The organism is Pseudomonas sp. B1-22 (genome assembly GCF_050474425.1).
In the GTDB taxonomy this organism is placed as follows: domain Bacteria; phylum Pseudomonadota; class Gammaproteobacteria; order Pseudomonadales; family Pseudomonadaceae; genus Pseudomonas.
In genome coordinates this window covers 109263-129738 of the sequence record NZ_JBCHVH010000005.1, presented here as the reverse complement: position 1 = coordinate 129738, position 20476 = coordinate 109263, and the positions used below count along the sequence as shown (strand labels likewise).

At 66.6% G+C, this 20476-nt stretch carries 19 protein-coding genes; 6 read left to right on the top strand and 13 right to left on the bottom strand.

The genetic code is table 11. The features are described 5' to 3' along the window. Positions 1-1249: 1249 nt before the first annotated feature. The 13 genes from paaZ to paaF form a co-directional block, all read right to left on the bottom strand. Complete coding sequence (gene paaZ / locus ACQ5BL_RS19645) at positions 1250-3301, bottom strand: phenylacetic acid degradation bifunctional protein PaaZ (RefSeq protein WP_243808337.1); 2052 nt, start codon at positions 3299-3301, stop codon at positions 1250-1252. Between the two features lie 400 nt (positions 3302-3701). Continuing rightward, the gene (paaE, locus tag ACQ5BL_RS19640) at positions 3702-4778 is read right to left on the bottom strand and encodes a 1,2-phenylacetyl-CoA epoxidase subunit PaaE (RefSeq protein WP_243808338.1); all 1077 of its coding nucleotides are present in this window, start codon (positions 4776-4778) and stop codon (positions 3702-3704) included. 25 nt (positions 4779-4803) lie between these two features. Then, entirely contained in the window at positions 4804-5337 is a 534-nt protein-coding gene (gene paaD / locus ACQ5BL_RS19635; protein ID WP_243808339.1) for a 1,2-phenylacetyl-CoA epoxidase subunit PaaD, read from the bottom strand. Beyond that, positions 5324-6097, bottom strand: a complete 774-nt coding sequence (paaC, locus tag ACQ5BL_RS19630; RefSeq protein ID WP_243808340.1) for a 1,2-phenylacetyl-CoA epoxidase subunit PaaC — start codon at positions 6095-6097, stop codon at positions 5324-5326. Before paaC ends, paaD begins: the two co-directional genes overlap by 14 nt. Before the next feature lie 10 nt (positions 6098-6107). Beyond that, a complete protein-coding gene (paaB, locus tag ACQ5BL_RS19625) occupies positions 6108-6389 on the bottom strand; it encodes a 1,2-phenylacetyl-CoA epoxidase subunit PaaB (protein ID WP_017520939.1) in 282 nt (93 codons plus the stop codon). A 20-nt stretch (positions 6390-6409) separates the two neighbouring features. After that, on the bottom strand, positions 6410-7402 hold the full coding sequence (paaA, locus tag ACQ5BL_RS19620) for a 1,2-phenylacetyl-CoA epoxidase subunit PaaA (RefSeq protein ID WP_243808341.1): 993 nt from the start codon (positions 7400-7402) through the stop codon (positions 6410-6412). 420 nt (positions 7403-7822) lie between these two features. After that, positions 7823-8176 (bottom strand): DUF1428 domain-containing protein, encoded by a 354-nt coding sequence (locus tag ACQ5BL_RS19615; protein ID WP_243808342.1) that lies wholly within the window; start codon positions 8174-8176, stop codon positions 7823-7825. Positions 8177-8567: 391 nt separating this feature from the next. Beyond that, on the bottom strand, positions 8568-9887 hold the full coding sequence (paaK, locus tag ACQ5BL_RS19610; protein ID WP_243808343.1) for a phenylacetate--CoA ligase PaaK: 1320 nt from the start codon (positions 9885-9887) through the stop codon (positions 8568-8570). A gap of 173 nt (positions 9888-10060) precedes the next feature. Next, the gene (gene pcaF, locus ACQ5BL_RS19605; RefSeq protein WP_243808426.1) at positions 10061-11266 is read right to left on the bottom strand and encodes a 3-oxoadipyl-CoA thiolase; all 1206 of its coding nucleotides are present in this window, start codon (positions 11264-11266) and stop codon (positions 10061-10063) included. A 5-nt stretch (positions 11267-11271) separates the two neighbouring features. Beyond that, on the bottom strand, positions 11272-11712 hold the full coding sequence (gene paaI, locus ACQ5BL_RS19600; RefSeq protein ID WP_243808344.1) for a hydroxyphenylacetyl-CoA thioesterase PaaI: 441 nt from the start codon (positions 11710-11712) through the stop codon (positions 11272-11274). Next, positions 11705-13222: a 3-hydroxyacyl-CoA dehydrogenase PaaH gene (gene paaH / locus ACQ5BL_RS19595; RefSeq protein ID WP_243808345.1), complete on the bottom strand. Its 1518-nt coding sequence runs from the start codon at positions 13220-13222 to the stop codon at positions 11705-11707. Before paaH ends, paaI begins: the two co-directional genes overlap by 8 nt. Positions 13223-13225: 3 nt before the next feature. Then, a complete protein-coding gene (paaG, locus tag ACQ5BL_RS19590) occupies positions 13226-14017 on the bottom strand; it encodes a 2-(1,2-epoxy-1,2-dihydrophenyl)acetyl-CoA isomerase PaaG (RefSeq protein WP_243808346.1) in 792 nt (263 codons plus the stop codon). A 57-nt stretch (positions 14018-14074) separates the two neighbouring features. Next, a complete protein-coding gene (gene paaF, locus ACQ5BL_RS19585) occupies positions 14075-14848 on the bottom strand; it encodes a 2,3-dehydroadipyl-CoA hydratase PaaF (RefSeq protein ID WP_243808347.1) in 774 nt (257 codons plus the stop codon). Positions 14849-15251: 403 nt separating this feature from the next. Between paaF and ACQ5BL_RS19580 the strand changes: the two genes are divergently transcribed. From ACQ5BL_RS19580 to ACQ5BL_RS19555, 6 genes are all read left to right on the top strand, one after another. Beyond that, the gene (locus tag ACQ5BL_RS19580) at positions 15252-15395 is read left to right on the top strand and encodes a hypothetical protein (RefSeq protein ID WP_430293219.1); all 144 of its coding nucleotides are present in this window, start codon (positions 15252-15254) and stop codon (positions 15393-15395) included. After that, positions 15392-16945, top strand: coding sequence for a phenylacetic acid degradation protein PaaN (gene paaN / locus ACQ5BL_RS19575; RefSeq protein ID WP_430293218.1), 1554 nt, complete (start codon positions 15392-15394; stop codon positions 16943-16945). Before ACQ5BL_RS19580 ends, paaN begins: the two co-directional genes overlap by 4 nt. A gap of 1 nt (position 16946) precedes the next feature. Then, positions 16947-17546 carry a phenylacetic acid degradation protein PaaY gene (gene paaY / locus ACQ5BL_RS19570; protein ID WP_243808349.1) on the top strand — a complete coding sequence of 200 codons (600 nt, stop codon included), beginning with the start codon at positions 16947-16949 and terminating at the stop codon, positions 17544-17546. A 77-nt stretch (positions 17547-17623) separates the two neighbouring features. Then, positions 17624-18547 carry a phenylacetic acid degradation operon negative regulatory protein PaaX gene (gene paaX, locus ACQ5BL_RS19565; RefSeq protein ID WP_243808350.1) on the top strand — a complete coding sequence of 308 codons (924 nt, stop codon included), beginning with the start codon at positions 17624-17626 and terminating at the stop codon, positions 18545-18547. Between the two features lie 139 nt (positions 18548-18686). Then, a complete protein-coding gene (feaR, locus tag ACQ5BL_RS19560) occupies positions 18687-19601 on the top strand; it encodes a transcriptional regulator FeaR (protein ID WP_207886804.1) in 915 nt (304 codons plus the stop codon). A 433-nt stretch (positions 19602-20034) separates the two neighbouring features. Beyond that, positions 20035-20442, top strand: coding sequence for a c-type cytochrome (locus ACQ5BL_RS19555; RefSeq protein WP_243808351.1), 408 nt, complete (start codon positions 20035-20037; stop codon positions 20440-20442). Positions 20443-20476: the final 34 nt, after the last annotated feature.

Genomic DNA, 20476 nt, shown 5'->3' with positions numbered 1-20476 from the left:
TGGCAGGGTTCTACGGATCAAGTCTGCCCGCGACGGGGTGCGGGGGAATTGTTCTGCGTGCCAATCGGTTGTCTGGCCGTGCCACTACTGCCTGAGTGGTCGCGCCCGGCGGCGGGAGAATGGCGGGCTTGTCCGGAGCGCGCGGGGATTGGTCTGGATGACTGTAGAGCACGCTGGCGCGGGGGCTTGGGGAATCTTTGCGGCGCCTGGGTGGGAAGATGTGGCGGTGTTTGATTTTCTGCCAGGGGAGGCCGCCGCGTAGGGCGTATAACGTTCGACGTTATACGCCGATTGGCCTTGGCTTCAGGGCGCTCCGATCTTGGCCCTGGCGTTGGCGGTGGGGCACGGTGTACCGGCGTACAACCGCGAACGGTTGTACGCCCTACGCAGGTGCTTTCTGTAGGAGCGAGCTTGCTCGCGAACAGAGCTTCCCGGCGACATCGGTGTTGGGCGGTTCGCGAGCAAGGACTGGGCGTCCCCCAGGGGCCTAGCGGTTCTGGCGCCATGCCTGGTGGGAAGATGTGCGGTGTTTGATTTTCTGCCAGAGGAGGCCGCGTAGGGCGTATAACGTTCGACGTTATACGCCGTTTGGCCTTGGTTTCGGGGCGCTCCGATCTCGGCTCTGGCGTTGGCGGTGGGGCACGGTGTACCGGCGTACAACCGCGAACGGTTGTACGCCCTACAGGGAGCAACGGCATTACGGATGCGCGCAGCTCTCGTAGGAGCGGACTCTGTCCGCGATGCTCCTTCTTTTCGTAGGGCGGATAACGCCTAAGGCGTTATCCGCCGTATTGTTCGGCGTTTCTGCGCCGCTTCAGTGTGTGCTGAGGCATTTTGTTTCGCCCCCTCGGGCGAGTTACTTTGCCAAACGACGCAAAGTAACCAAAGGTCTTGCCCCTGCATCCGGGTCCCGCTTCGCGGGACTTCCCTCGCTTCATCGAAGTTTCAGGGGCACGCGTCGACGGGCCATCCCTGGCCCGACGACGCTCTCGCGACATCCATGTCGCTCAACCCCTGAAACTCCGATTCCACTCGGCCTCCTGAAGGGGCGTTCCGGTGTGTGCGGATGCTCTTCTGGAAATCCACAAAATCCAGAGCCCAAAGCGAGTCAGGCTCCCCTAGGAGCGGACTCCGTCCGCGATCAACCGGCCAACCGGCTGGAATACGCGCGGCCCCCTCAACCAGCAGGCAAAAAAAGACCGGCCCGAAGGCCGGTCGAGGGTGACACCGGAGTTGAAACCACCCGGCCTCAGGCGCGCTTGAGCACCAGGGTCAGGATGTCGTAGCTGGCCACCAGCTCGCCGAGCTGGTTGGTGACTTCCACGTCCCAGGCCACCACGCCCTGCGGCTCGCCCTTGGGGCTCTTCTTGCCCTGGTCGATCTTGCGCTTGCAGGTCAGGCGCGCCTGGATGGTGTCGCCGATACCCACCGGGTTGATGAAGCGCAGGGTGTCCAGGCCGTAGTTGGCCAGCACCGGGCCGACGCCGGGGGAGACGAACAGGCCGGCCGCCGCCGAGAGCACGAAGTAGCCGTGAGCGATGCGCTTGCCGAACTGCGAGTCCTTCGCCGCCAGTTCGTCGAAGTGCATGTAGAAGTGGTCGCCCGACAGGCAGCCGAAGTTGACCAGGTCGGCCTCGGTGACGGTGCGGCGGTGGGTCAGCAGCGACTCGCCGATCTTCAGGTCGTCGAAGTAGCGGCGGAACGGGTGCACTTCGGTCTCGTAGACCTTGGCGCCGCGCACGTACTCGCCGGTGACGGCCATCAGCATGGTCGGCGAGCCCTGTACCGCGGTGCGTTGCAGGTAGTGCTTCACCGCCCGCAGGCCACCCAGTTCTTCACCGCCGCCGGCGCGGCCCGGACCGCCGTGCTTGAGCACCGGTAGCGGCGAGCCGTGGCCGGTGGATTCGGCGGCGGATTCGCGGTCGAGGATGTGCAGGCGGCCGTGCAGCGCGCCCATGGCCGGCACGACCTTGGCGGCCACCTGCGGATCACGGGTGATCAGGCTGGCGACCAGGCTGCCCTTGCCACGGGCGGCGAGGGCGATGGCTTCGTCGATGTCGTCGTAGGCCATCAGGGTGCTGACCGGACCGAAGGCCTCGATGTCGTGGGCGCCGCCTTCGGCGTGCGGGTCGCGGCTGCGCAGCAGGGTCGGGGCGAAGAACGCGCCTTCGTTGACGCCGTCGCCGCGCGGGGCGAAGCCATCTTTTGCGCCGAAGACCAGCTCACTGGACTTCAGCAGCGCTTCGACGCGCTCGGCGACGTCGGACTGCTGGGCGTGGGAGGCCAGGGCGCCCATCTTCACGCCTTCCACCGACGGGTCGCCGACCACGACCTTGGCCAGGCGCTCGCGCAGGCGCTCGGCCACGGCGTCGATGTGCCTGGCCGGTACGATGGCGCGGCGGATGGCGGTGCACTTCTGCCCGGCCTTGACGGTCATCTCGCGGGCCACTTCCTTGACGAAGAGGTCGAACTCCTCGTCATCCGGGGTGACGTCCGGGGCGAGGATGGCGCAGTTCAGCGAGTCGGCCTCGGCATTGAACGGCACCGAATTGCGGATCAGGTTGGGGTTCACGCGCAGCTTGGCGGCGGTGTCGGCGGAACCGGTGAAGGTCACCACGTCCTGGCCCTGCAGGCGGTCCAGCAGGTCGCCGGTGCCGCCGATGATCAGCTGCAGGCTGCCCGCCGGCAGCAGGCCGGACTCGTGCATCAGGCGCACGGCGGCTTCGGTGATGTAGCTGGTGGCGGTGGCCGGTTTGACGATGCACGGCATGCCGGCGAGGAAGCTCGGCGCGAACTTTTCCAGCATCCCCCAGATGGGGAAGTTGAAGGCGTTGATGTGCACGGCGATGCCGCCACGGGGCACCAGGATGTGGCTGCCGGCGAACTTGCCGGTCTTGCCCAGCGGGATGGCCGGGCCTTCGTGAACGACGTTGCCCGACGGCAGCTCGCGACCGCCGACGCCGGCGTAGGCGAACAGGGTGCCGGCGCCGCCTTCGATGTCGATCCAGCTGTCGGCGCGGGTGGCGCCGCTGTGGCGGGAAATCTCGTAGAGCTGTTCCTTGCGCTCGGTCAGGTACAGCGCCAGGGCCTTCAGGCGCTGGGCGCGCTGCTGGAAGTCCATGGACATCAGTTCTTTCAGGCCCTGCTCGCGGGCGTGGGCGACGGCTTCGGCGAAGTCCAGCGCCTCTTCGTGGGTGCGTGCCACGGTCTGGCCGTTGAGCGCGCTACGCAGCGCCTGGGCGCCGTGCTGGCCGACCCAGCGGCCGCCGATGAAACTTTGCAGGATTGGCTCGTGGGCCATGGTTGTCTTCCTCCGGATCGCTACGCAAGGGGGCCGGCGGGTGCCGGTGACCGCCGCGCCGGGTGGGCGTCGGCGGCGCGTTGTCAGGTGGCGGACGACGCCGCCGGATAAGGTCCGCCAGGGCTTTGTGGGCCGTAGACGGTGGAACATGAATGATTCGCCGTGGGGCGGGGCCGATCGCGGACGGAGTCCGCTCCTACCCAATGTCGATCCCCGCGTAGGAGCGGACTCCGTCCGCGATCAGGGTTCCGCTTTATGCCGGGGGCACCGGCAGCGTGCGGTTCGCGAGCAAGCTCGCTCCTACAGGGAGCGCGGCTTTCGTAGGAGCGGACCTTGTCCGCGAATCCTTCTGCACACGCCGAAGCGTCGGCAGCGTGCGGTTCGCGGGCATGGCCCGCTCCTACAGCTGGTCGAAATCCAGTACCACGCTGTCGCTGATCGGGTATGCCTGGCAGCTCAGCACGTAGCCGGCCGCCACTTCGTAATCTTCCAGGGCGAAGTTGCTGTCCATTTCCACTTCGCCGGAGACCACCTTGCACTTGCAGGTCGAGCACACGCCGGCCTTGCAGGAGTAGGGCAGTTCGGCGCCGTGTTCGTTGCCGGCATCGAGCACGCTGACGCTGTTGCGGGCCAGCTCGAAGGACAGCTCGCGGCCGTCGCTGATCACGGTGATCCGGCTCTTCGCGCTGTCGGTCGCGGCGGCGGCCTGGCGGGCCTCGCGCTTCTCGTTGCTGCCAGCGGCGGCGAACAGTTCGAAGTGGATGCGCTCGGCCGGCATGCCGTTACCCTTGAGCTGGTCGCGCACGGTCTCGGTCATTGCCTGCGGGCCGCAGATGAAGGCCGCGTCGAGGCTCTTCACGTCGAGCCAGCGGCTGAACAGCTGGCCGCACTTGTCGGCGTCGATACGGCCGTTGTAGAGGTCTACGTCCTGCTGTTCGCGGCTGAACACGAAGATCAGGTTGAGGCGCTGCAGGTAGCGGTTCTTCAGGTCTTCCAGCTGCTCGCGGAACATCGCGGCGTTGCTGGAGCGGTTGCCGTAGAGCAGGGTGACGCGGCTGTGCGGCTCGGTTTCCAGGGTGGTCTTGACGATCGACAGGATCGGCGTGATGCCGCTGCCGGCGGCGACCGCCAGGTAGTTGCCGTGGCGCGCCGGGTCGAGCGGGACGTTGAAGTGGCCGGCCGGCGGCATGACTTCCAGGCTGGCGCCGACCTTCAGCGCTTCGTTGGCGTAGGCGGAGAAACGCCCGCCCGGCACGCGCTTGATCGCCACGCGCAGCTCGCCGTCGTTGACACCGCTGCAGATGGAGTAGGAGCGGCGCACTTCCTCGCCGTCGAGCTGGGTGCGCATGACCAGGTGCTGGCCGTGCTGGAAGCGGAAGCTGTCGGCCAGCTCCGCCGGGACGTCGAAGGCGATGGACACGGCGTCGCGGGTTTCCGCGCGCACTTCCTTGATTTTCAGGCTGTGGAACTTGCTCATTGTTCTTCTCCGGCGGCGATGCCGCTCAGATGCACTTGAAGTAGTCGAACGGCTCTCGGCAGTCGATGCAGCGGTACAGCGCCTTGCAGGCGGTGGAGCCGAACTGGCTGAGCTGCTCGGTGTGCAGGCTGCCGCATTGCGGGCAGCGCACCTCCGGGGTCTCGCCGAGCAGGCTGCGCTTGCTGGTGCTGCCGTCCGGCGGAGCGATGCCGTAGGCGCGCAGCGCTTCGCGGCCGCTGTCGCTGATCCAGTCGGTGGTCCACGCCGGGTTCAGCCGGCGCTCCAGTTGCGGCGCGGCGAAGCCGGCGCGCTCCAGGGCGTGCTGGATGTCCTGCTCGATGACCTCGGTGGCCGGGCAGCCGGAGTAGGTCGGGGTGACCACCACGTGCAGGTGTCCGTCGCGCCAGTCGAGCCCGCGTACTATCCCCAGGTCGACCACGCTGACCACCGGCACTTCCGGGTCCATCACCGCACCGAGCACGCTCCAGGCGTGGCTGAAGTCGTCAGCCGTGCCGGCGCGTGCGCCGCGGTCGCTGCCGATCAGCTCACCAGGTTGCATCGGGATAGGCCCGCTGGAGGAACTGCATCTCGGCCAGGAGAATGCCCAGGTGTTCGGTGTGCAGGCCGCGACGGCCGCTGAGGTAGAAGTTCACCGCGGGCTCGGGCAGCGGCAGGGTCGCGGCGGCGAAGATGTCGGCGATCTTGGCTTTCCACGCAGCAGCGAGTTCCTCCGGATTCGGCGCGATGCCTTCGGCGAACAGGCGCTGCTCGATGTCGTCGGCCTGCTCCTGAGAGGGACACAGCTCGACGGTGAAGCGCCACACCTGCGCGATCGCCGCGAGCATACGCGCATGGCTCTCTTCGGTGCCGTCGCCCAGGCGCTGCATCCACTCGCCGGAGCGACGCAGGTGGTAGGTGACTTCCTTCAGGCCCTTGGTGGCGATGGCGGCGATGCGCTCGTCGCTGGAAACGCTCAGGGCGTGCAGTACGTGGAAGTGCCAGGCGTCATAGAGGAACTGCTTGGTGATGGTCACGGCGAAGTCGCCGTTGGGCTGCTCCACCAGCAGCAGGTTGCGGAAGGCGCGCTCGTCGCGGCGGAAGGCCAGGGCGTCGGCGTCGCGGCCGTCGTCCAGCAGCTCCACGGCGTACTCGTACCAGTTGCGCGCCTGGCCCACCAGGTCGAGGCCCACGTTCATCAGCGCCAGTTCTTCTTCCAGCGCCGGGGCGTGACCGCACCATTCGCACAGGCGCTGGCCCTGGATCAGGGCGCTGTCGGCGAGGCGCAGCAGGTATTCGATCTTGTCGTTATGCGGATTCATGCACGCGATCTCACATGTGGCCGACTTCGGGCGGCAGCTCGTAGAAGCTGGCGTGGCGGTAGACCTTGTCCTGCGACGGGTCGAACAGCGGGTCCTTCTCGTCGGGGGAGGAGGCGGTGATCAGCGCGGAGGGCACGACCCACAGGCTTACGCCTTCGTTGCGGCGGGTGTACAGCTCGCGGGCGTTCTCGATGGCCATGGCGGCGTCGGCGGCGTGGACGCTGCCGACGTGCTTGTGGTTCAGGCCGTGCTTGCTACGCACGAAGACTTCGAAAAGAGTCCACTCGGACATGATGTTTATCTCCTCGCGATTCAGGCCGCGTCTTTCTTCTGTTGTTGTTTGCGGGCGTAGGCGACCGCGGCTTCGCGGACCCAGGCGCCGTCTTCGATGGCCTTACGGCGAGTGGCGACGCGCTCGGTGTTGCACGGGCCATTGCCCTTGAGCACTTCGTAGAATTCTTCCCACTGGATGTCGCCGAAGTCGTAGTGGCCGCGTTCCTCGTTCCACTTCAGGTCCGGGTCCGGCGCGGTGCAGCCGAGCAGTTCCAGCTGCGGCACGGTCTGGTCGACGAAACGCTGGCGCAGCTCGTCGTTGCTCTGCCGCTTGATCTTCCAGGCCATGGACTGGGCGCTGTTGGGGGAGTCGGCGTCGCTCGGGCCGAACATCATCAGGGCCGGCCACCAGAGGCGGTTGATGGCGTCCTGGACCATGTCCTTCTGCGCCTGGTTGCCGTGGCGCATCATGGTCAGGAGGATTTCGTAGCCCTGGCGCTGGTGGAAGCTCTCTTCCTTGCAGATGCGGATCATCGCGCGCGAGTAGGGGCCGTAGGAGGTGCGCTGGAGCACCACCTGGTTGACGATGGCGGCGCCGTCCACCAGCCAGCCCACCGCGCCCATGTCGGCCCAGTTCAGCGTCGGGTAGTTGAAGATGCTGGAGTACTTGGCCTTGCCCGAATGCAGCTTGGCGATCTCGGTGTCGCGGTCGGCGCCCAGGGTTTCCATGGCGCTATAGAGGTAGAGCCCGTGGCCGGCCTCGTCCTGGATCTTCGCCATCAGCTGCAGCTTGCGCTTCAAGGTCGGCGCCCGGGTCACCCAGTTGCCCTCGGGCAGCATGCCGACGATCTCGGAGTGGGCGTGCTGGGAAATCTGCCGGATCAGCGTCTGGCGGTAGGCGTCGGGCATCCAGTTCTTCGCTTCGATCTTGATCTCGGCATCGATCTTTTCCTGGAAGGCGCGTTCCTCGGGGGACATCTCCTCCAGCGCCTTGATGCGCTTCACGCCGGTCTCAACCAGTTGTGCGTACATGCTGTGTCTCCAGCCTTCTGTCGTGTTCGTGGGACGGCCTTGGCCATGGCTGTAGTTTTAAATGATACAGAAATTAATGTCTAACACTAAATGATGTGTCGTAATTTGATTTTGCATCGCTTTGGCAGATTCCGAGGGATTCATGTGAGCGTGAAAAGGCGAATTCATCGGGGTTTTTTCCGATAAATGCGTGGATAGTGCGGGTATTTATAAGGAGATTGCTGGGTTCGCTGCTGGCGCGCGGCTACGCAGGGAATGGAGCAGGACGGCGACGAAGTGATACGTAAATATTTTTGTTATGGATAGAATATGTTTAATTGGGGGCGTTGAAGGCCTGTGTTCCCCTTTGGCGCCGGCCTTGCCGGCGGATCGCGGGCATGGCCCGCTCCTACAGGTGGGCGTCTGCAGGAGCGGGTTGGGTCAGGCCTGGACGATCACCTCGAAGCCGCCGAAGATCATGCGCTGCCCGTCGAAGGGCATGTCGCTGAATTCGGTCTTCATCCGCGGGTCCTCCATGAACTTCTTCATGCCCGTGTCCCGTGCCTCCTTGCTGGGCCAGGTGATCCAGGAGAACACCACGGTCTCGTCCTCCTTGAGCTTCACGGCCATGGGGAAGGAGGTCACCTTGCCCTCGGGCACGTCATTGCCCCAGCACTCCACGACGCCGAGTGCGCCGTATTCCCTGAACATCGCCGCCGCCTTGCGCGCCACCTCCACGTAGCGCTCGCGGCTGGCGGTAGGGACCGGTACGAGGAAGCCATCGACATAGGTCATCGTTCATCTCCTGCGATTGGGCATGCGGCCGGATGCCGTTTGCCTTTGAGGAGTAGTCGAAGGGCGGGATGGGGTATCGACAGGGAAGGGTGGTGGGGCGACGGGCGGTCGTGAGGTAGGGGTGGGGTGAGGGGAGGCCCGCTGAAGTATCAGGTTATCTGTAGGAGCGAGCTTGCTCGCGAACGGGCGCCAACCAGGATGCTCCAGCGCTCATGCTGTCGCAGGCATGGCCAGCTCCTACAGGCCGGTACCGAGTTTTACTTGTAGGAGCGGGCCATGCCCGCGATCCGCCGGCAAGGCCGGCGTCAAGCGAGAACTCAATCCCCCGATTCTGCAGAGCGCGTGCAATGAAAAGCCCCGCCGAAGCGGGGCTGTTCGATCACGCCGACACTCAGCCCTTCGGCCGGTTGTCATACACGTGGCAGGCCTTGCCTTCCGAGCGCTTCAGGCTGTGCGAGGGCTGCACCAGCACGCGGGCGCTGACACCGATATGGGTCTTGATCTGCTTGCCCAGCTCGCTGCCGATGGCCTTCTGCTCGTCCGCCGACAGCCCTTGCAGGTCGTGCCGCAGTTCGACGTGCACGTCGATGCAGTCGAGGTTGCCGTTGCGGTGCAGGTGGATCTCGTAGCACTCGGCGAGCTGCTTGATCTTCAGCACCTGCTCCTCGATCTGCGTCGGGAACACGTTCACCCCGCGAATGATCAGCATGTCGTCGCTGCGCCCGGTGATCTTGTCGATGCGCCGCATCGGCCGTGCGGTGCCCGGCAGCAGGCGGGTCAGGTCGCGGGTGCGGTAGCGGATCATCGGCAGCGCTTCCTTGGACAGCGAGGTGAACACCAGCTCGCCGTAGTCGCCGTCGGGCAGCACGGCGCCGGTCGCCGGGTCGATGATCTCGGGGTAGAAGTGGTCTTCCCAGACGGTCGGGCCGTCCTTGGTTTCGGCGCATTCCATGGCCACGCCCGGGCCCATGATTTCCGAGAGGCCGTAGATGTCCAGGGCGGTGATGCCCATGCGCTCTTCCACGGCGCGGCGCAGCTCGGCGGTCCAGGGTTCGGCGCCGAAGATGCCCAGGCGCAGCTTGAGGCTGTGCGGGTCGACGCCCTGGCGCTCGATCTCGTCGGCGATGTTGAGCATGTAGGACGGGGTGACCATGATGATGTCCGGCTGGAAGTCGCGGATGAGCTGGACCTGCTTCTCGGTCTGGCCGCCGGACATGGGGATCACGGTGCAACCCAGGCGCTCGGCGCCATAGTGCGCGCCCAGGCCGCCGGTGAACAGGCCGTAGCCGTAGGACACGTGCACCTTGTCACCCTTGCGGCCGCCGGCGGCGCGGATGGAGCGGGCGACCACGTTGGCCCAGGTGTCGATGTCGTTCTGCGTGTAGCCGACCACCGTGGGTTTGCCGGTGGTGCCGCTGGAGGCGTGCAGGCGCACGATCTCGCTCTGCGGCACGGCGAACATGCCGTAGGGGTAGTTGTCGCGCAGGTCGTTCTTGCCGGTGAAGGGGAACTTCGCCAGGTCATCCAGGGACTTCAGGTCGTCCGGGTGGACACCTGCCGCGTCGAAACGCTGGCGGTACAGCGGGACGTTGTCGTAGGCGTGCTTGAGGCTCCAGCGCAGGCGCTCCAGCTGGTGCTGGCGCAGCTCGTCGACACTGGCGGTTTCCATCGGGTCAAGCAGGGCACGTTCGGCATCATGGTACATGTTCATGGGTTCACTCGATTTGTTCTTGTACGCCAGCCCGCCTGCGGGCTGCGAGTGTCATGGGAGCAGGATAACGCCCCCGTTCGCGGAAGGTTTCGAATCCCTGTCAGAGATGTTGCTCTGGCTGCCAGCCGGCGGGTTTTGCGACTGGCGGTGCGGGGTTCGGGCCTTCCGTGGGTTCAGATCCGTTCGATGATCAGCGCGATGCCCTGGCCGACGCCGATGCACATGGTGCACAGGGCGTAGCGGCCGCCGCGTTCTTCCAGTTCGTGCAGGGCGGTGGTGACCAGGCGCGCGCCGCTCATGCCCAGCGGATGGCCCAGGGCGATGGCGCCGCCGTTGGGGTTCACCCGTGCGTCGTCGTCCGCCAGGCCCAGTTCGCGCAGGACGGCGAGGCCCTGGGCGGCGAAGGCTTCATTCAGCTCGATCACGTCCATGTCGGCCAGCGACAGGCCGGCCAGTTCCAGCACCTTGCGGGTCGCCGGCACCGGGCCGATGCCCATGATCCGCGGCTCGACGCCGGCGGTTGCCATGGCCACCACGCGGGCGCGGGCCTTCAGGCCGTGGCGTGCGGCGGCGGCCGGGGTCGCCATCAGCAGGGCGCAGGCGCCGTCGTTGACGCCCGAGGCGTTGCCGGCGGTGACACTGCCGCCCTCGCGGAACGGCGTGCCGAGCTTGGCCAACTGCTCCAGGGTGGTATCGCCGCGCGGGTGTTCATCCTGCTCGACAATTTTGGCCGGGCCTTTGCGCTGGGGGATTTCCACCGGGACGATTTCCTTCGCCAGGCGGCCGTTGGCCTGGGCGGAGGCGGCCTTGTGCTGGCTGCGCAGGGCGAAGGCGTCCTGGTCTTCGCGGCTGATATTGAACTGTTCGGCGACGTTCTCCGCCGTCTCGGGCATGGAGTCGATGCCGAACTGCTGCTTCATCAGTTTGTTGACGAAGCGCCAGCCGATGGTGGTGTCGAAGATTTCCGCGCTGCGGCCGAAGGCTTGCTCGGACTTGCCCATGACGAAGGGCGCGCGGGACATGGATTCCACGCCGCCGGCCAGCATCAGCCCGGCTTCGTTGCAGCGCAGGGCACGGGCGGCGCTGCCCACGGCGTCCAGGCCCGAGCCGCACAGGCGGTTGAGCGTGGTGCCGGGCACGCTCACCGGCAGGCCGGCCAGCAGCGAGGCCATGTGGGCGACGTTGCGGTTGTCTTCGCCGGCCTGGTTGGCGCAGCCGAAGATCACGTCGTCGATGGCGCTCCAGTCCAGCTCCGGGTGGCGCTGCATCAGGGCTTTCATCGGGACGGCGGCGAGGTCGTCGGCGCGCACCCCGGACAGGACGCCGGCGTAGCGGCCGATGGGCGTGCGCACGGCGTCGATGATCAGGGCGTCGGTCATATCGCTCATTCGGAGGTCTCCTGCGCCAGCACGGTGCCGCGCACTTTGTAGGATTTGCCGTGGAACAGGGCGATCAGCTGGCCCTGTGAATTCTCGATGCGTACGTCGTAGTTGCCGGTGCGGCCGCTGCGGCTCTGCTCGAAGGCGCTGGCGATCAGCTCGTCGCCTTCGCGCGCCGGCGCCACGTAATCGATGCTGCAGCCGATGGCGACGGTGGCGTCGTTGTAGCTGTTGCAGGCGAAGGCGAACGCCGAGTCGGCGAGGGCGAACAGGTAGCCGCCGTGGCAGGTGCCGTGGCCCTGGATCATGTCGTCGCGCACGCGCATCGACAGCCTGGCGCTGCCCGGGCCGGCATCCAGCAACTGGATGCCCATGCGGCGGGTGGCCTGGTCGCGCTCGTACATGGCTTCGGCGCAGTCGCGGGCCAACCGGGTGGCGTCAGTCATGGAAGGCTCTCCCTTCAGCGTGCAGGCGGCGCAGCAGCAGGGACGGGCGATAGCGGTCCTCGCCGTAGGCGGCCTGCAGGTTGTCCAGTACGCGCAGCACGTTGCCGATGCCGATCTGCCCGGCCCAGGCCAGCGGGCCCTGCGGGTAGTTCACCCCGGCACGCATGGCGAGGTCGATGTCAGCGGCGCTGCCCACGCCTTGCAGCACCGCATCGGCGCCTTCGTTGGCGAGCATGGCGACGGTGCGCAGCACGGCGAGGCCGGGCGTGTCGCTCAGGTGGCTGGCGGTGATGCCGGCCTTGGCGAGCAGGGCGACGGCTTGGTCCAGGGCTGCGGGCGTGGCGTCCGCCGAGGCGGAAATGCCCAGGCGCGAAGCGGTGCTGTAATCCAGGGCGAGGTCGATCAGTACGAGGTTGCGCAGGCCGTCTTCCCTGGCGCGCTGGCTGGCGAGGCGGCCGTCGGAAAGGGCAATTACCGCATCGCCCACCCGCAGCAGGCCGCTGCCGGCGCGCTGGGTGATCTCGATGCCGGCTTCCTTCAGGCGCTGCACCAGCGGTTGGGCAACGCCCAGGTCGCCTTCCAGCACGCAGGAAGTGACGCTGGCGCTGCTGCTCAGGCTGGCTGGCTGCGGGCGCTCGGCGCCTTCGGCGTAGTCGTAGAAGCCCCGGCCGCTCTTGCGGCCCAGACGGCCGGCGTCCACCAGCTCCTTCTGGATCAGCGAGGGCTGGAAGCGGAAGTCGCCGTAGTAGGCGGCGAATACCGAGCAGGTGACGGCGTAGTTGACGTCATGGCCGATCAGGTCGGTCAGCTCGAAGGCGCCCATGCGGAAGCCGCCGGCGTCACGCAGCAGCGCATCCAGCGTGGCGCAGTCGGCGGCGCCTTCCTGCAGCAGGCGCAGGCTTTCGGCATAGAAGGGGCGCGCCACGCGGTTGACGATGAAGCCGGGCGTGGACTTGGTGTGAACAGGCTTCTTGCCCCAGGCCAGCGAGGTGGCATACAGGCTGTCGGCCAGCGCCGGGTCGGTGGCGAGGCCGGAGACGACTTCCACCAGCGCCATCAGCGGCGCCGGGTTGAAGAAGTGCATGCCGACCACCTGCTGCGGGCGCTTGAGGCCAGCGGCCAGGCTGGTGATGGACAGCGACGAGGTGTTGCTGGCGAGGATGCAGCCCTCGGCGCACAGCGCTTCCAGCTGCTGGAACAGGCCGCGCTTGACCTCCAGGTTCTCGACGATGGCCTCGATCACCAGCTTCGAATCGGCCAGTGCCTCGATGGTTTCCACCGGCTGCAGGCGCGCGACGATGGCGGCGCGTTCCTCGGCGGCCAATTTGCCTTTCTCGACCAGGCGGCCGAGCTGGCGGTCGATGCCGTCGATGGCCTGGGCGGCGGCGCCGGGGCGGTTGTCGTACAGCTTCACCGGGTGGCCGGCCTGCGCGGCGACCTGGGCGATGCCCGCGCCCATGGCGCCCGCGCCGATCACTGCGACGTTGCTGTCTTTCGAAAGTGCGCTCATCGATCAGCGGCCCTTGAAGCTGGGGGTGCGTTTTTCCATGAAGGCGGAGACGCCCTCGCGGTAGTCCTCGCTGCGGCCGGCCAGGCGCTGCAGGTCGCGTTCCAGCTCCAGTTGCTCGTCGAGGCTGTTGTTCAGGCTGGCGTTGAGGCTGCGCTTGATCAGGGCCAGGCCGTAGGTCGGCTGGGTCGCCAGATGACGGGCGAGCTTGAGGGCTTCCTCGCGCAGGTTGGCGTCGTCCACCACCTGGTAGATCAGGCCCCATTGCTCGGCCTGCTCGGCGGTCAGGCGATTGCCCAGCAGCGCGAGCGCCTTGGCGCGGGCCATGCCGACCAGGCGCGGCAGGGTCCAGGTGCCGCCGGAATCGGGGATCAGGCCGATCTTGCAGAAGGCCTGGATGAAGCTGGCCGAACGCGCGGCCAGCACCAGGTCGCAGGCCAGCGGGATGTTCGCGCCGGCACCGGCGGCCACGCCGTTGACCGCGCAGATGACCGGCAGCGGCAGGTCGCGCAGGGTGCGGATCAGCGGGTTGTAGAACTGTTCGATGGACTGGCCCAGGTCCGGCATGTCCGCGCCCGGTGCGACGTTGCGATCGGACAGGTCCTGGCCGGCGCAGAAGCCACGGCCTTCGCCAGTCAGCAGCAGGACGCGGGCCTGCGGGTTCTGCCGGACCTGCTTGAGCGCCTCGCGCACTTCGCCATGCATGGCGGCGTTGAAGCTGTTGAGCTGCTCCGGGCGGTTCAGGCTGAGGAGGGCGATGCCGTCCTCGATGGAAAACAGGATGTGCTCGAAGTTCATGGGCGGGCTCGCTCCATCAATGGGCAGTCTTTTGCCAGAAAAGAAAGGGGGATGGGCTCAGCAGCCCTGATAGACGGGTTTGCGCTTTTCCTGGAATGCGCTGATGCCTTCGTCGCGGTCGGCGGTGCCGGCCAACAGGGTGAAGGCGTGGCGTTCGAAGCGCAGGCCGCTGGCCAGGTCGGTGTCCTGAGCCTTGAGCAGCGCTTCCTTGGCCAGGCGCACGGCCAGCGGCGCCTTGGCGGCGATGCTGCGGGCGATCTGCAGGGCGCGCTCGACGGTGAATTCGGGTTGCGTGACTTCGCTGACCAGCCCGGCGCGCTGGGCATGGCGGGCGTCGATGGCTTCGCCGGTGAGCACCATCTGCATCGCCAGCGGCTTGCCCACGGCGCGCAGCAGGCGCTGGGTGCCGCCTGCGCCGGGCATGATGCCGAGGTTGATTTCCGGCTGGCCGAAGCGGGCGTCTTCGCCGGCCACGAGAATGTCCGCGTGCATCGCCAGCTCGCAGCCGCCGCCGAGGGCAAAGCCGTTGACGGCGGCGATCAGCGGCTTGGAGAAGGCGGCGATACGTTGCCAGTAGCCGGCGCGCGGGTCATTGAGGATGCCGACCAGGTCGCGCTCGGCCATCTCCTTGATGTCGGCGCCGGCGGCGAAGGCCTTGCGGCTGCCGGTCAGGACTACGGCGCGGGTTTCGCTGTCCTGCTCGGCAGAGTCGAGTTCGGCGGCCAGCTCGCCGAGCAGTTCGGTGTTCAGTGCGTTGAGCGCCTCGGGGCGCTGCAGGGTGATCAGGCGGACGCCCGCTTCAGGCATCTGAACGGCAAGGGTGCGAGGCATGACATCGTCCTCAGGCTGCACGCGCGGCTTCGTGGCCGGCTGATTGTTGGAATCTCGGATGGCCCTGCGCGGTAGGCGAGGCGCTCCCGGGTTTTTTCGCAGTATATGCCTAAAGTGATACAAAACAACAATAGTGAAATGTATTTGTGTGTCTTGTATTGAGCCGTTGTTAGCGCGACCAAAAGGGCGCGGTTCAAGGGGGAGGCCAGAAAATACATGGCTTTAAGGCAGGTCAGTCGCCTGTCAGCCATGCTGCGGCTAGTCATTGAAAGCGATACGGCACGTGGTGCTTTGCTGTTTCAATATGATGTGATACAAAATTCTCAGGAAATTTTATCGCTTTGCGAAGTATTTAGCCCTGGCGCTACTCGCATCGCCACAATGACTAGAAGAGGAATGCCCCATGTCGTCCGCCGCCCAGGCCTCCGCCCTCGAACTGTTCGAGCATCACCGCGCCACCCTCGAACGCGCCGTGGAAGCCATCGCCCGCCGCGACTACTGGTCGCCCCATGGGGAAAGCCTCAAGCAGTACCGGAGGAGTCGGTGAAGGGCGCCCAGGCGGCGTTCGAGGCCTTGCTCAACCGTCATTTCGACTTGAAGGGGGCGCGAGCCGTTGGCCGCGCCGGCGCCGAGCGCTCGCCCTATGGCTTCGACCTGGGCGTGACCTACGACCAGTACGACACCGATGAATTGCTGAACCGCCAGCAACAGGCCCTGCCGGCCTGGCGCGATGCCGGGGCGAAGGCGCGGGTCGGCGCCTGCCTGGAGATCGTCCGGCGTCTCGCCGCGTTGAGCCCGACCATGGCCCATGCGGTCATGCACACCAGCGGCCAGGGCTACATGATGGCCTTCCAGGCCGGCGGCGCCCACGCGCAGGACCGCGCCCTGGAAGCGCTGGCCTATGCCTGGCGGGCCATGGCCGAAGTACCGGAAACCGCTCGCTGGACCAAGCCCCAGGGCAAGGCCGAGCCGCTGGTGATGGACAAGCGCTGGCATATCGTCCCGCGCGGCCTGGCGCTGGTGATCGGCTGCGCCACCTTCCCGACCTGGAACACCTACCCGGGCCTGTTCGCCAGCCTGGTCACCGGCAATCCGGTACTGGTCAAGCCGCACCCGGCGGCCATCCTGCCGGTGGCGATGAGCGTCAGGGTGGCCCAGGAGGTGCTCGGCGAACTGGGCTTCGATCCGGCGCTGGTCAGCCTGGTGGTGGATAGCGTCGAGGCCCCGGTCAGTCAGGTGCTGGCCCTCGATCCGCGCGTGAAGCTGGTCGACTTCACCGGCTCCAGCGCCTTTGGCAACTGGCTGGAAGACAACGCCCGCCAGGCCCAGGTGTTCACCGAAAAGGCCGGCGTCAACAGCGTGATCATCGACAGCGTGCGCGACCTCAAGGCGGTGGCGCGCAACCTGGCGTTCAGCCTCAGCCTGTATTCCGGGCAGATGTGCACCACCACCCAGGCCATCTACGTGCCGCGCGGCGGCATCCGCAATGGCGACGGGCATGTGAGCTTCGACGAGGTCGCCCAGGCGCTGGCCGGCGCCGTGCGCGGCTTCCTCTCCGACAACGAGCGTGCCTGCGGCGTGCTCGGTGCGATCCAGTCCGAAGCCACCGCCGAACGCATCCTCGCCTGCCGCGCGCTGGGGGAAGTGCTGCTCGACAGCGAGTCCCGCGAGCACCCGCAGTTCCCCGGCGCCCGCGTGCGCACGCCGCTGCTGCTCAAGGTGGACGCCAGCGAGCGCGCCGCCTTCGGCGAAGAGCGCTTCGGCCCGATTGCCTTCGTCATCGCCACCGACGACAGCGCCCACAGCCTGCGGGTGGCCGGTGAAGTCCTGAAAGAGAAGGGCGCCATGACCCTCGGCGTCTACTCCACCGACGGCGAATTCCTCGACCGCGCGGAAACTTTCGCCCAGGATGTGGCGGTGTCGCTGTCGGTCAACCTCGACGGCGGCGTATTCGTCAATCAATCGGCCGCCTTCAGCGACTTCCACGCCACCGGCGGCAACCCGACAGCCAATGCATCGATCACCGACGGCGCTTTCGTGACGCGCCGCTTCGTGGTGGTGCAGAGCCGTCGCCACGCACCGGTGGAGGGCGCCTGAAATGCCGTGCTACAGCCTGGAAGGAATCACCCCCGTGGTGCATCCGACCGCTTATGTTCATCCCACTGCCGTACTGATCGGCGACGTGATCGTCGGTGCGGGCTGCTATATCGGTCCGCTGGCCTCGCTGCGCGGTGATTTCGGGCGGATCATCCTGGAAGAAGGGGCGAACCTGCAGGATACCTGCGTAATGCACGGTTTCCCGAACAGCGACACCCGGGTCGAGCGCAATGGCCATATCGGACACGGCGCGGTGCTGCACGGTTGCGTCATCGGCGCCGATTCGCTGGTGGGGATGAACGCTGTGGTGATGGACAACGCGCGGATTGGCGAGCGTTCCATCGTGTCCGCCGCGGCCTTCGTCAAGGCCGGTTTCGAATGCCCGCCGCAGAGCCTGCTGATGGGCGCACCGGCGGTGGTAAAGCGCTCGCTCAGCGAAGAGGAGGTGGCCTGGAAGCAGCGCGGCACCCGCGAATACCAGGAACTGGCGCGGCGTTGCCTGGCGAGCCTGGTGGAGTGCGCGCCGCTGGCGGAAGTGGAGGCGGACCGGCCGCGCATGGGCGATTCCGGCGTTCGTCCCAAAGGGACTGAATCCCAATGACCACTGGGGGTCACACCCATGGCAAGGCGACCCGGCGGGCAGGTATAGTCGGGCCTTTGTCCGTGCCCAGCCAGACCATGACTGCCCTTGCACCGCTGAACCAGCTGATTACCCGCTTCCAGGAACAGACGCCGATCCGCGCCAGTTCGCTGATCATTACACTTTACGGCGATGCCATCGAACCCCATGGCGGCACCGTCTGGCTGGGCAGCCTGATCAACCTGCTGGAGCCCATCGGCATCAACGAGCGGCTGATCCGCACCTCGATCTTTCGACTGACCAAGGAAGACTGGCTGACCGCCGAGAAGGTTGGCCGGCGCAGCTACTACAGCCTGACCGGCACCGGCCGGCGGCGTTTCGAGAAGGCGTTCAAGCGGGTGTACAGTTCCAGCCTGCCGGCCTGGGATGGCGCCTGGACCCTGGTGATGCTCTCCCAGCTGTCGGCGGACAAGCGCAAGCAGGTCCGCGAGGAACTGGAATGGCAGGGCTTCGGCGCCATCGCCCCGACCGTCCTGGCCTGCCCGCGCGGTGACCGCGCCGACCTGGTGACGACCCTGCAGGACCTGGAAGCGCTGGACGACAGCATCATCTTCGACACCCATGCCCAGGATGTCCTGGCCTCCCGCGCCATGCGCCTGCAAGTGCGCGAGAGCTGGAACATCGACGAGCTGGCGAGCCACTACAGCGAGTTCATCCGCCTGTTCCGCCCGCTCTGGCAGGTATTGCGCGAGCAGGACAACCTGCAGCCTTCGGACTGCTTCTTGGCGCGCATCCTGCTGATCCACGAATACCGCCGGCTGCTGCTGCGCGACCCGCAGTTGCCGGACGAGCTGCTGCCCGGCGACTGGGAAGGGCGCGCGGCGAGACAGCTGTGTCGCAATATCTACCGGCTGATCTACGCCAAGGCTGAAGAGTGGCTGAACAGCAACCTGGAAACCGCCGACGGTCCGCTGCCGGACGTGGGCGAGAGCTTCTACCGCCGTTTCGGCGGATTGAAGTGAAGTTGGCCTGAAATGTGCCTTACCCTGCCTCACCGATAGGGGGTGCAGGGCAAGTGATCGGTCCTGACATCGATCAACGTCGATCCGCCCATCGAGGCGGACGCTGATAACAACAAGAACGCGCGAGGCTTTGCTGGTCATGAATACCTCAACCCAAGCGCGCGGCGATGCCTTCGAGGCATGGCTGGCGCGGATCAACCAGGCGTGCGGGCGTTTCGCCGCGCATCCCCTGGGGCCGGAATTCAGTAGCGAGCTCAAGGAATTTCAGGGCGGCGCCATCAAGCTGAGCCAGGTCGAACTGGAGCAGATCAGCCTGTACCGGACCAGCAAGGAAATCGCGGCCGGTGGCGGCAACAACTATTACGCGGTGTTCCAGCTCGACGGCCGTTCGCGCCTGGAGCAGGGTGACAACCGCGTGGAGCTCTCGCGCGGCGACATCACCCTGATCGACGCCAGCCTGCCAAGCAACATGACCTACCTGGAGAAGGCCCGGCAGGTCTCGCTGATCCTGCCGCGCCAGGTCTTCGAGCGCGCGCGGATCAACTCGGTGAACTGCGCCACGCGCATTCCCGCCAGCGCGCCGATCGCCGCGCTGGCCAGCGGCATGGTCGGCGAGGTCAGCCGCCACGATGGCATCGGCATGCAGGAAAGCGAGGCGACCCTGGATGCCTTGGTCAGCCTGTTGCGCCCGGCGATCAGCGGCCAGGAAAGCGAGTGCGACAGCCATGAACGGCTGTTCCGCAAATCGGTGTCGTTCATCGACGAGCACATCAGCGCCGAGGAACTCTGCCCGGAACTGATCGCCCGCGAGGTCGGTGTTTCCGTGCGTGGCCTGTACCGCATGTTCTCGAAGAAGGGCATGGTCGTCGCCCAGTACATCAAGAACCGTCGCCTGGACTTCTGCGCCGAGTCGCTGCGCAACGCGCACTTCGAGCAGAAACTGTCGGCGCTGGGCTATGCCTGGGGCTTCTCGGATTCCAGCTACTTCTCCACGGCGTTCAAGTCGCGCTTCGGGGTTTCCCCGGGGGAATACCGCAAGCGCTACGCGCAGTAGGTGATATCGGGCAGGGTTCGCCCGTCCCGCGGCAGGTGAGTGGCTCTTGTAGGAGCGGAGTCCGTCCGCGATCGGCATCCTGCTGTTCGCGAGCAAGCTCGCTCCTACGAAGTGCGCGGCGGCGTTCCCCGCCGGAACCCCGGTGTGAACGCCTATCGGCGGATGAAGCGTTCCGCTTCATGCGCCCTACGGTTGAGCTCCCACGCGTAGGGCGTACAACCGTTCTCGGTTGTACGCCGATTCACCGACATCATCGTCGCGCCTGAATTTATGCCCGGCATTCCCGCGTCTTGGCACCCCCGCCAAACCAACTGGCACACAGAACAAGTCCCGCCGTCCCGGCGCCAGTAACAATCCCCCTCGAAAAGCGCGAATTCCTCGCGCGTGCCGGCGTGTTGCCCGCGTCGGCCTGACTGCTTCGAGGTGGAGCCAGATGTCCTTCCACAAATCCCTCAAGGTCGCCGCCGGCGCACTGCTGCTGGCGCTCGCCGCCGCCCACAGCGCTGTCGCCGCGGCCGACACCTGCCCGGCCGCCGAGGCCGAGCAGGGCCAGGCTGTATTCGCCCGCGACTGCTCCGTCTGCCACTCCGCGCAGAAGGACGGCCCCGGAATGATGGGCCCCAACCTGCATGGCGTGGTCGGCCGCATGTCCGGCTCGCTGGCCGGCTTCAGCTACTCCGAGGCGATGAAGAGCAAAGGCGCCGCGTGGAACCGCGACAACCTCGACGCCTTCATCACCCAGCCGCAGGCCGCGGTGCCCGGTACCTACATGCCGTTCGCCGGCCTCGCCGACGCCGCCGAGCGCCGCGCCGTGACCTGCTGGCTCAGCCAGCAGCACTGACCCCTTTTCCCGAACGGGCCGCCGCGCCCGCTTT

Coding starts and splice junctions, on each gene's coding strand:
- paaY (WP_243808349.1), top strand. CDS start 16,947: ATGCCGTGCTACAGCCTGGAAGGAATCACCCCCGTGGTGCATCCGACC.
- ACQ5BL_RS19555 (WP_243808351.1), top strand. CDS start 20,035: ATGTCCTTCCACAAATCCCTCAAGGTCGCCGCCGGCGCACTGCTGCTG.
- paaB (WP_017520939.1), bottom strand. CDS start 6,389: ATGTCCGAGTGGACTCTTTTCGAAGTCTTCGTGCGTAGCAAGCACGGC.
- ACQ5BL_RS19580 (WP_430293219.1), top strand. CDS start 15,252: ATGTCGTCCGCCGCCCAGGCCTCCGCCCTCGAACTGTTCGAGCATCAC.
- ACQ5BL_RS19615 (WP_243808342.1), bottom strand. CDS start 8,176: ATGACCTATGTCGATGGCTTCCTCGTACCGGTCCCTACCGCCAGCCGC.
- paaE (WP_243808338.1), bottom strand. CDS start 4,778: ATGAGCAAGTTCCACAGCCTGAAAATCAAGGAAGTGCGCGCGGAAACC.
- paaD (WP_243808339.1), bottom strand. CDS start 5,337: ATGCAACCTGGTGAGCTGATCGGCAGCGACCGCGGCGCACGCGCCGGC.
- paaZ (WP_243808337.1), bottom strand. CDS start 3,301: ATGGCCCACGAGCCAATCCTGCAAAGTTTCATCGGCGGCCGCTGGGTC.
- pcaF (WP_243808426.1), bottom strand. CDS start 11,266: ATGACCGACGCCCTGATCATCGACGCCGTGCGCACGCCCATCGGCCGC.
- paaC (WP_243808340.1), bottom strand. CDS start 6,097: ATGAATCCGCATAACGACAAGATCGAATACCTGCTGCGCCTCGCCGAC.
- paaX (WP_243808350.1), top strand. CDS start 17,624: ATGACTGCCCTTGCACCGCTGAACCAGCTGATTACCCGCTTCCAGGAA.
- paaK (WP_243808343.1), bottom strand. CDS start 9,887: ATGAACATGTACCATGATGCCGAACGTGCCCTGCTTGACCCGATGGAA.
- paaG (WP_243808346.1), bottom strand. CDS start 14,017: ATGAACTTCGAGCACATCCTGTTTTCCATCGAGGACGGCATCGCCCTC.
- feaR (WP_207886804.1), top strand. CDS start 18,687: ATGAATACCTCAACCCAAGCGCGCGGCGATGCCTTCGAGGCATGGCTG.
- paaF (WP_243808347.1), bottom strand. CDS start 14,848: ATGCCTCGCACCCTTGCCGTTCAGATGCCTGAAGCGGGCGTCCGCCTG.
- paaH (WP_243808345.1), bottom strand. CDS start 13,222: ATGAGCGCACTTTCGAAAGACAGCAACGTCGCAGTGATCGGCGCGGGC.
- paaA (WP_243808341.1), bottom strand. CDS start 7,402: ATGTACGCACAACTGGTTGAGACCGGCGTGAAGCGCATCAAGGCGCTG.
- paaI (WP_243808344.1), bottom strand. CDS start 11,712: ATGACTGACGCCACCCGGTTGGCCCGCGACTGCGCCGAAGCCATGTAC.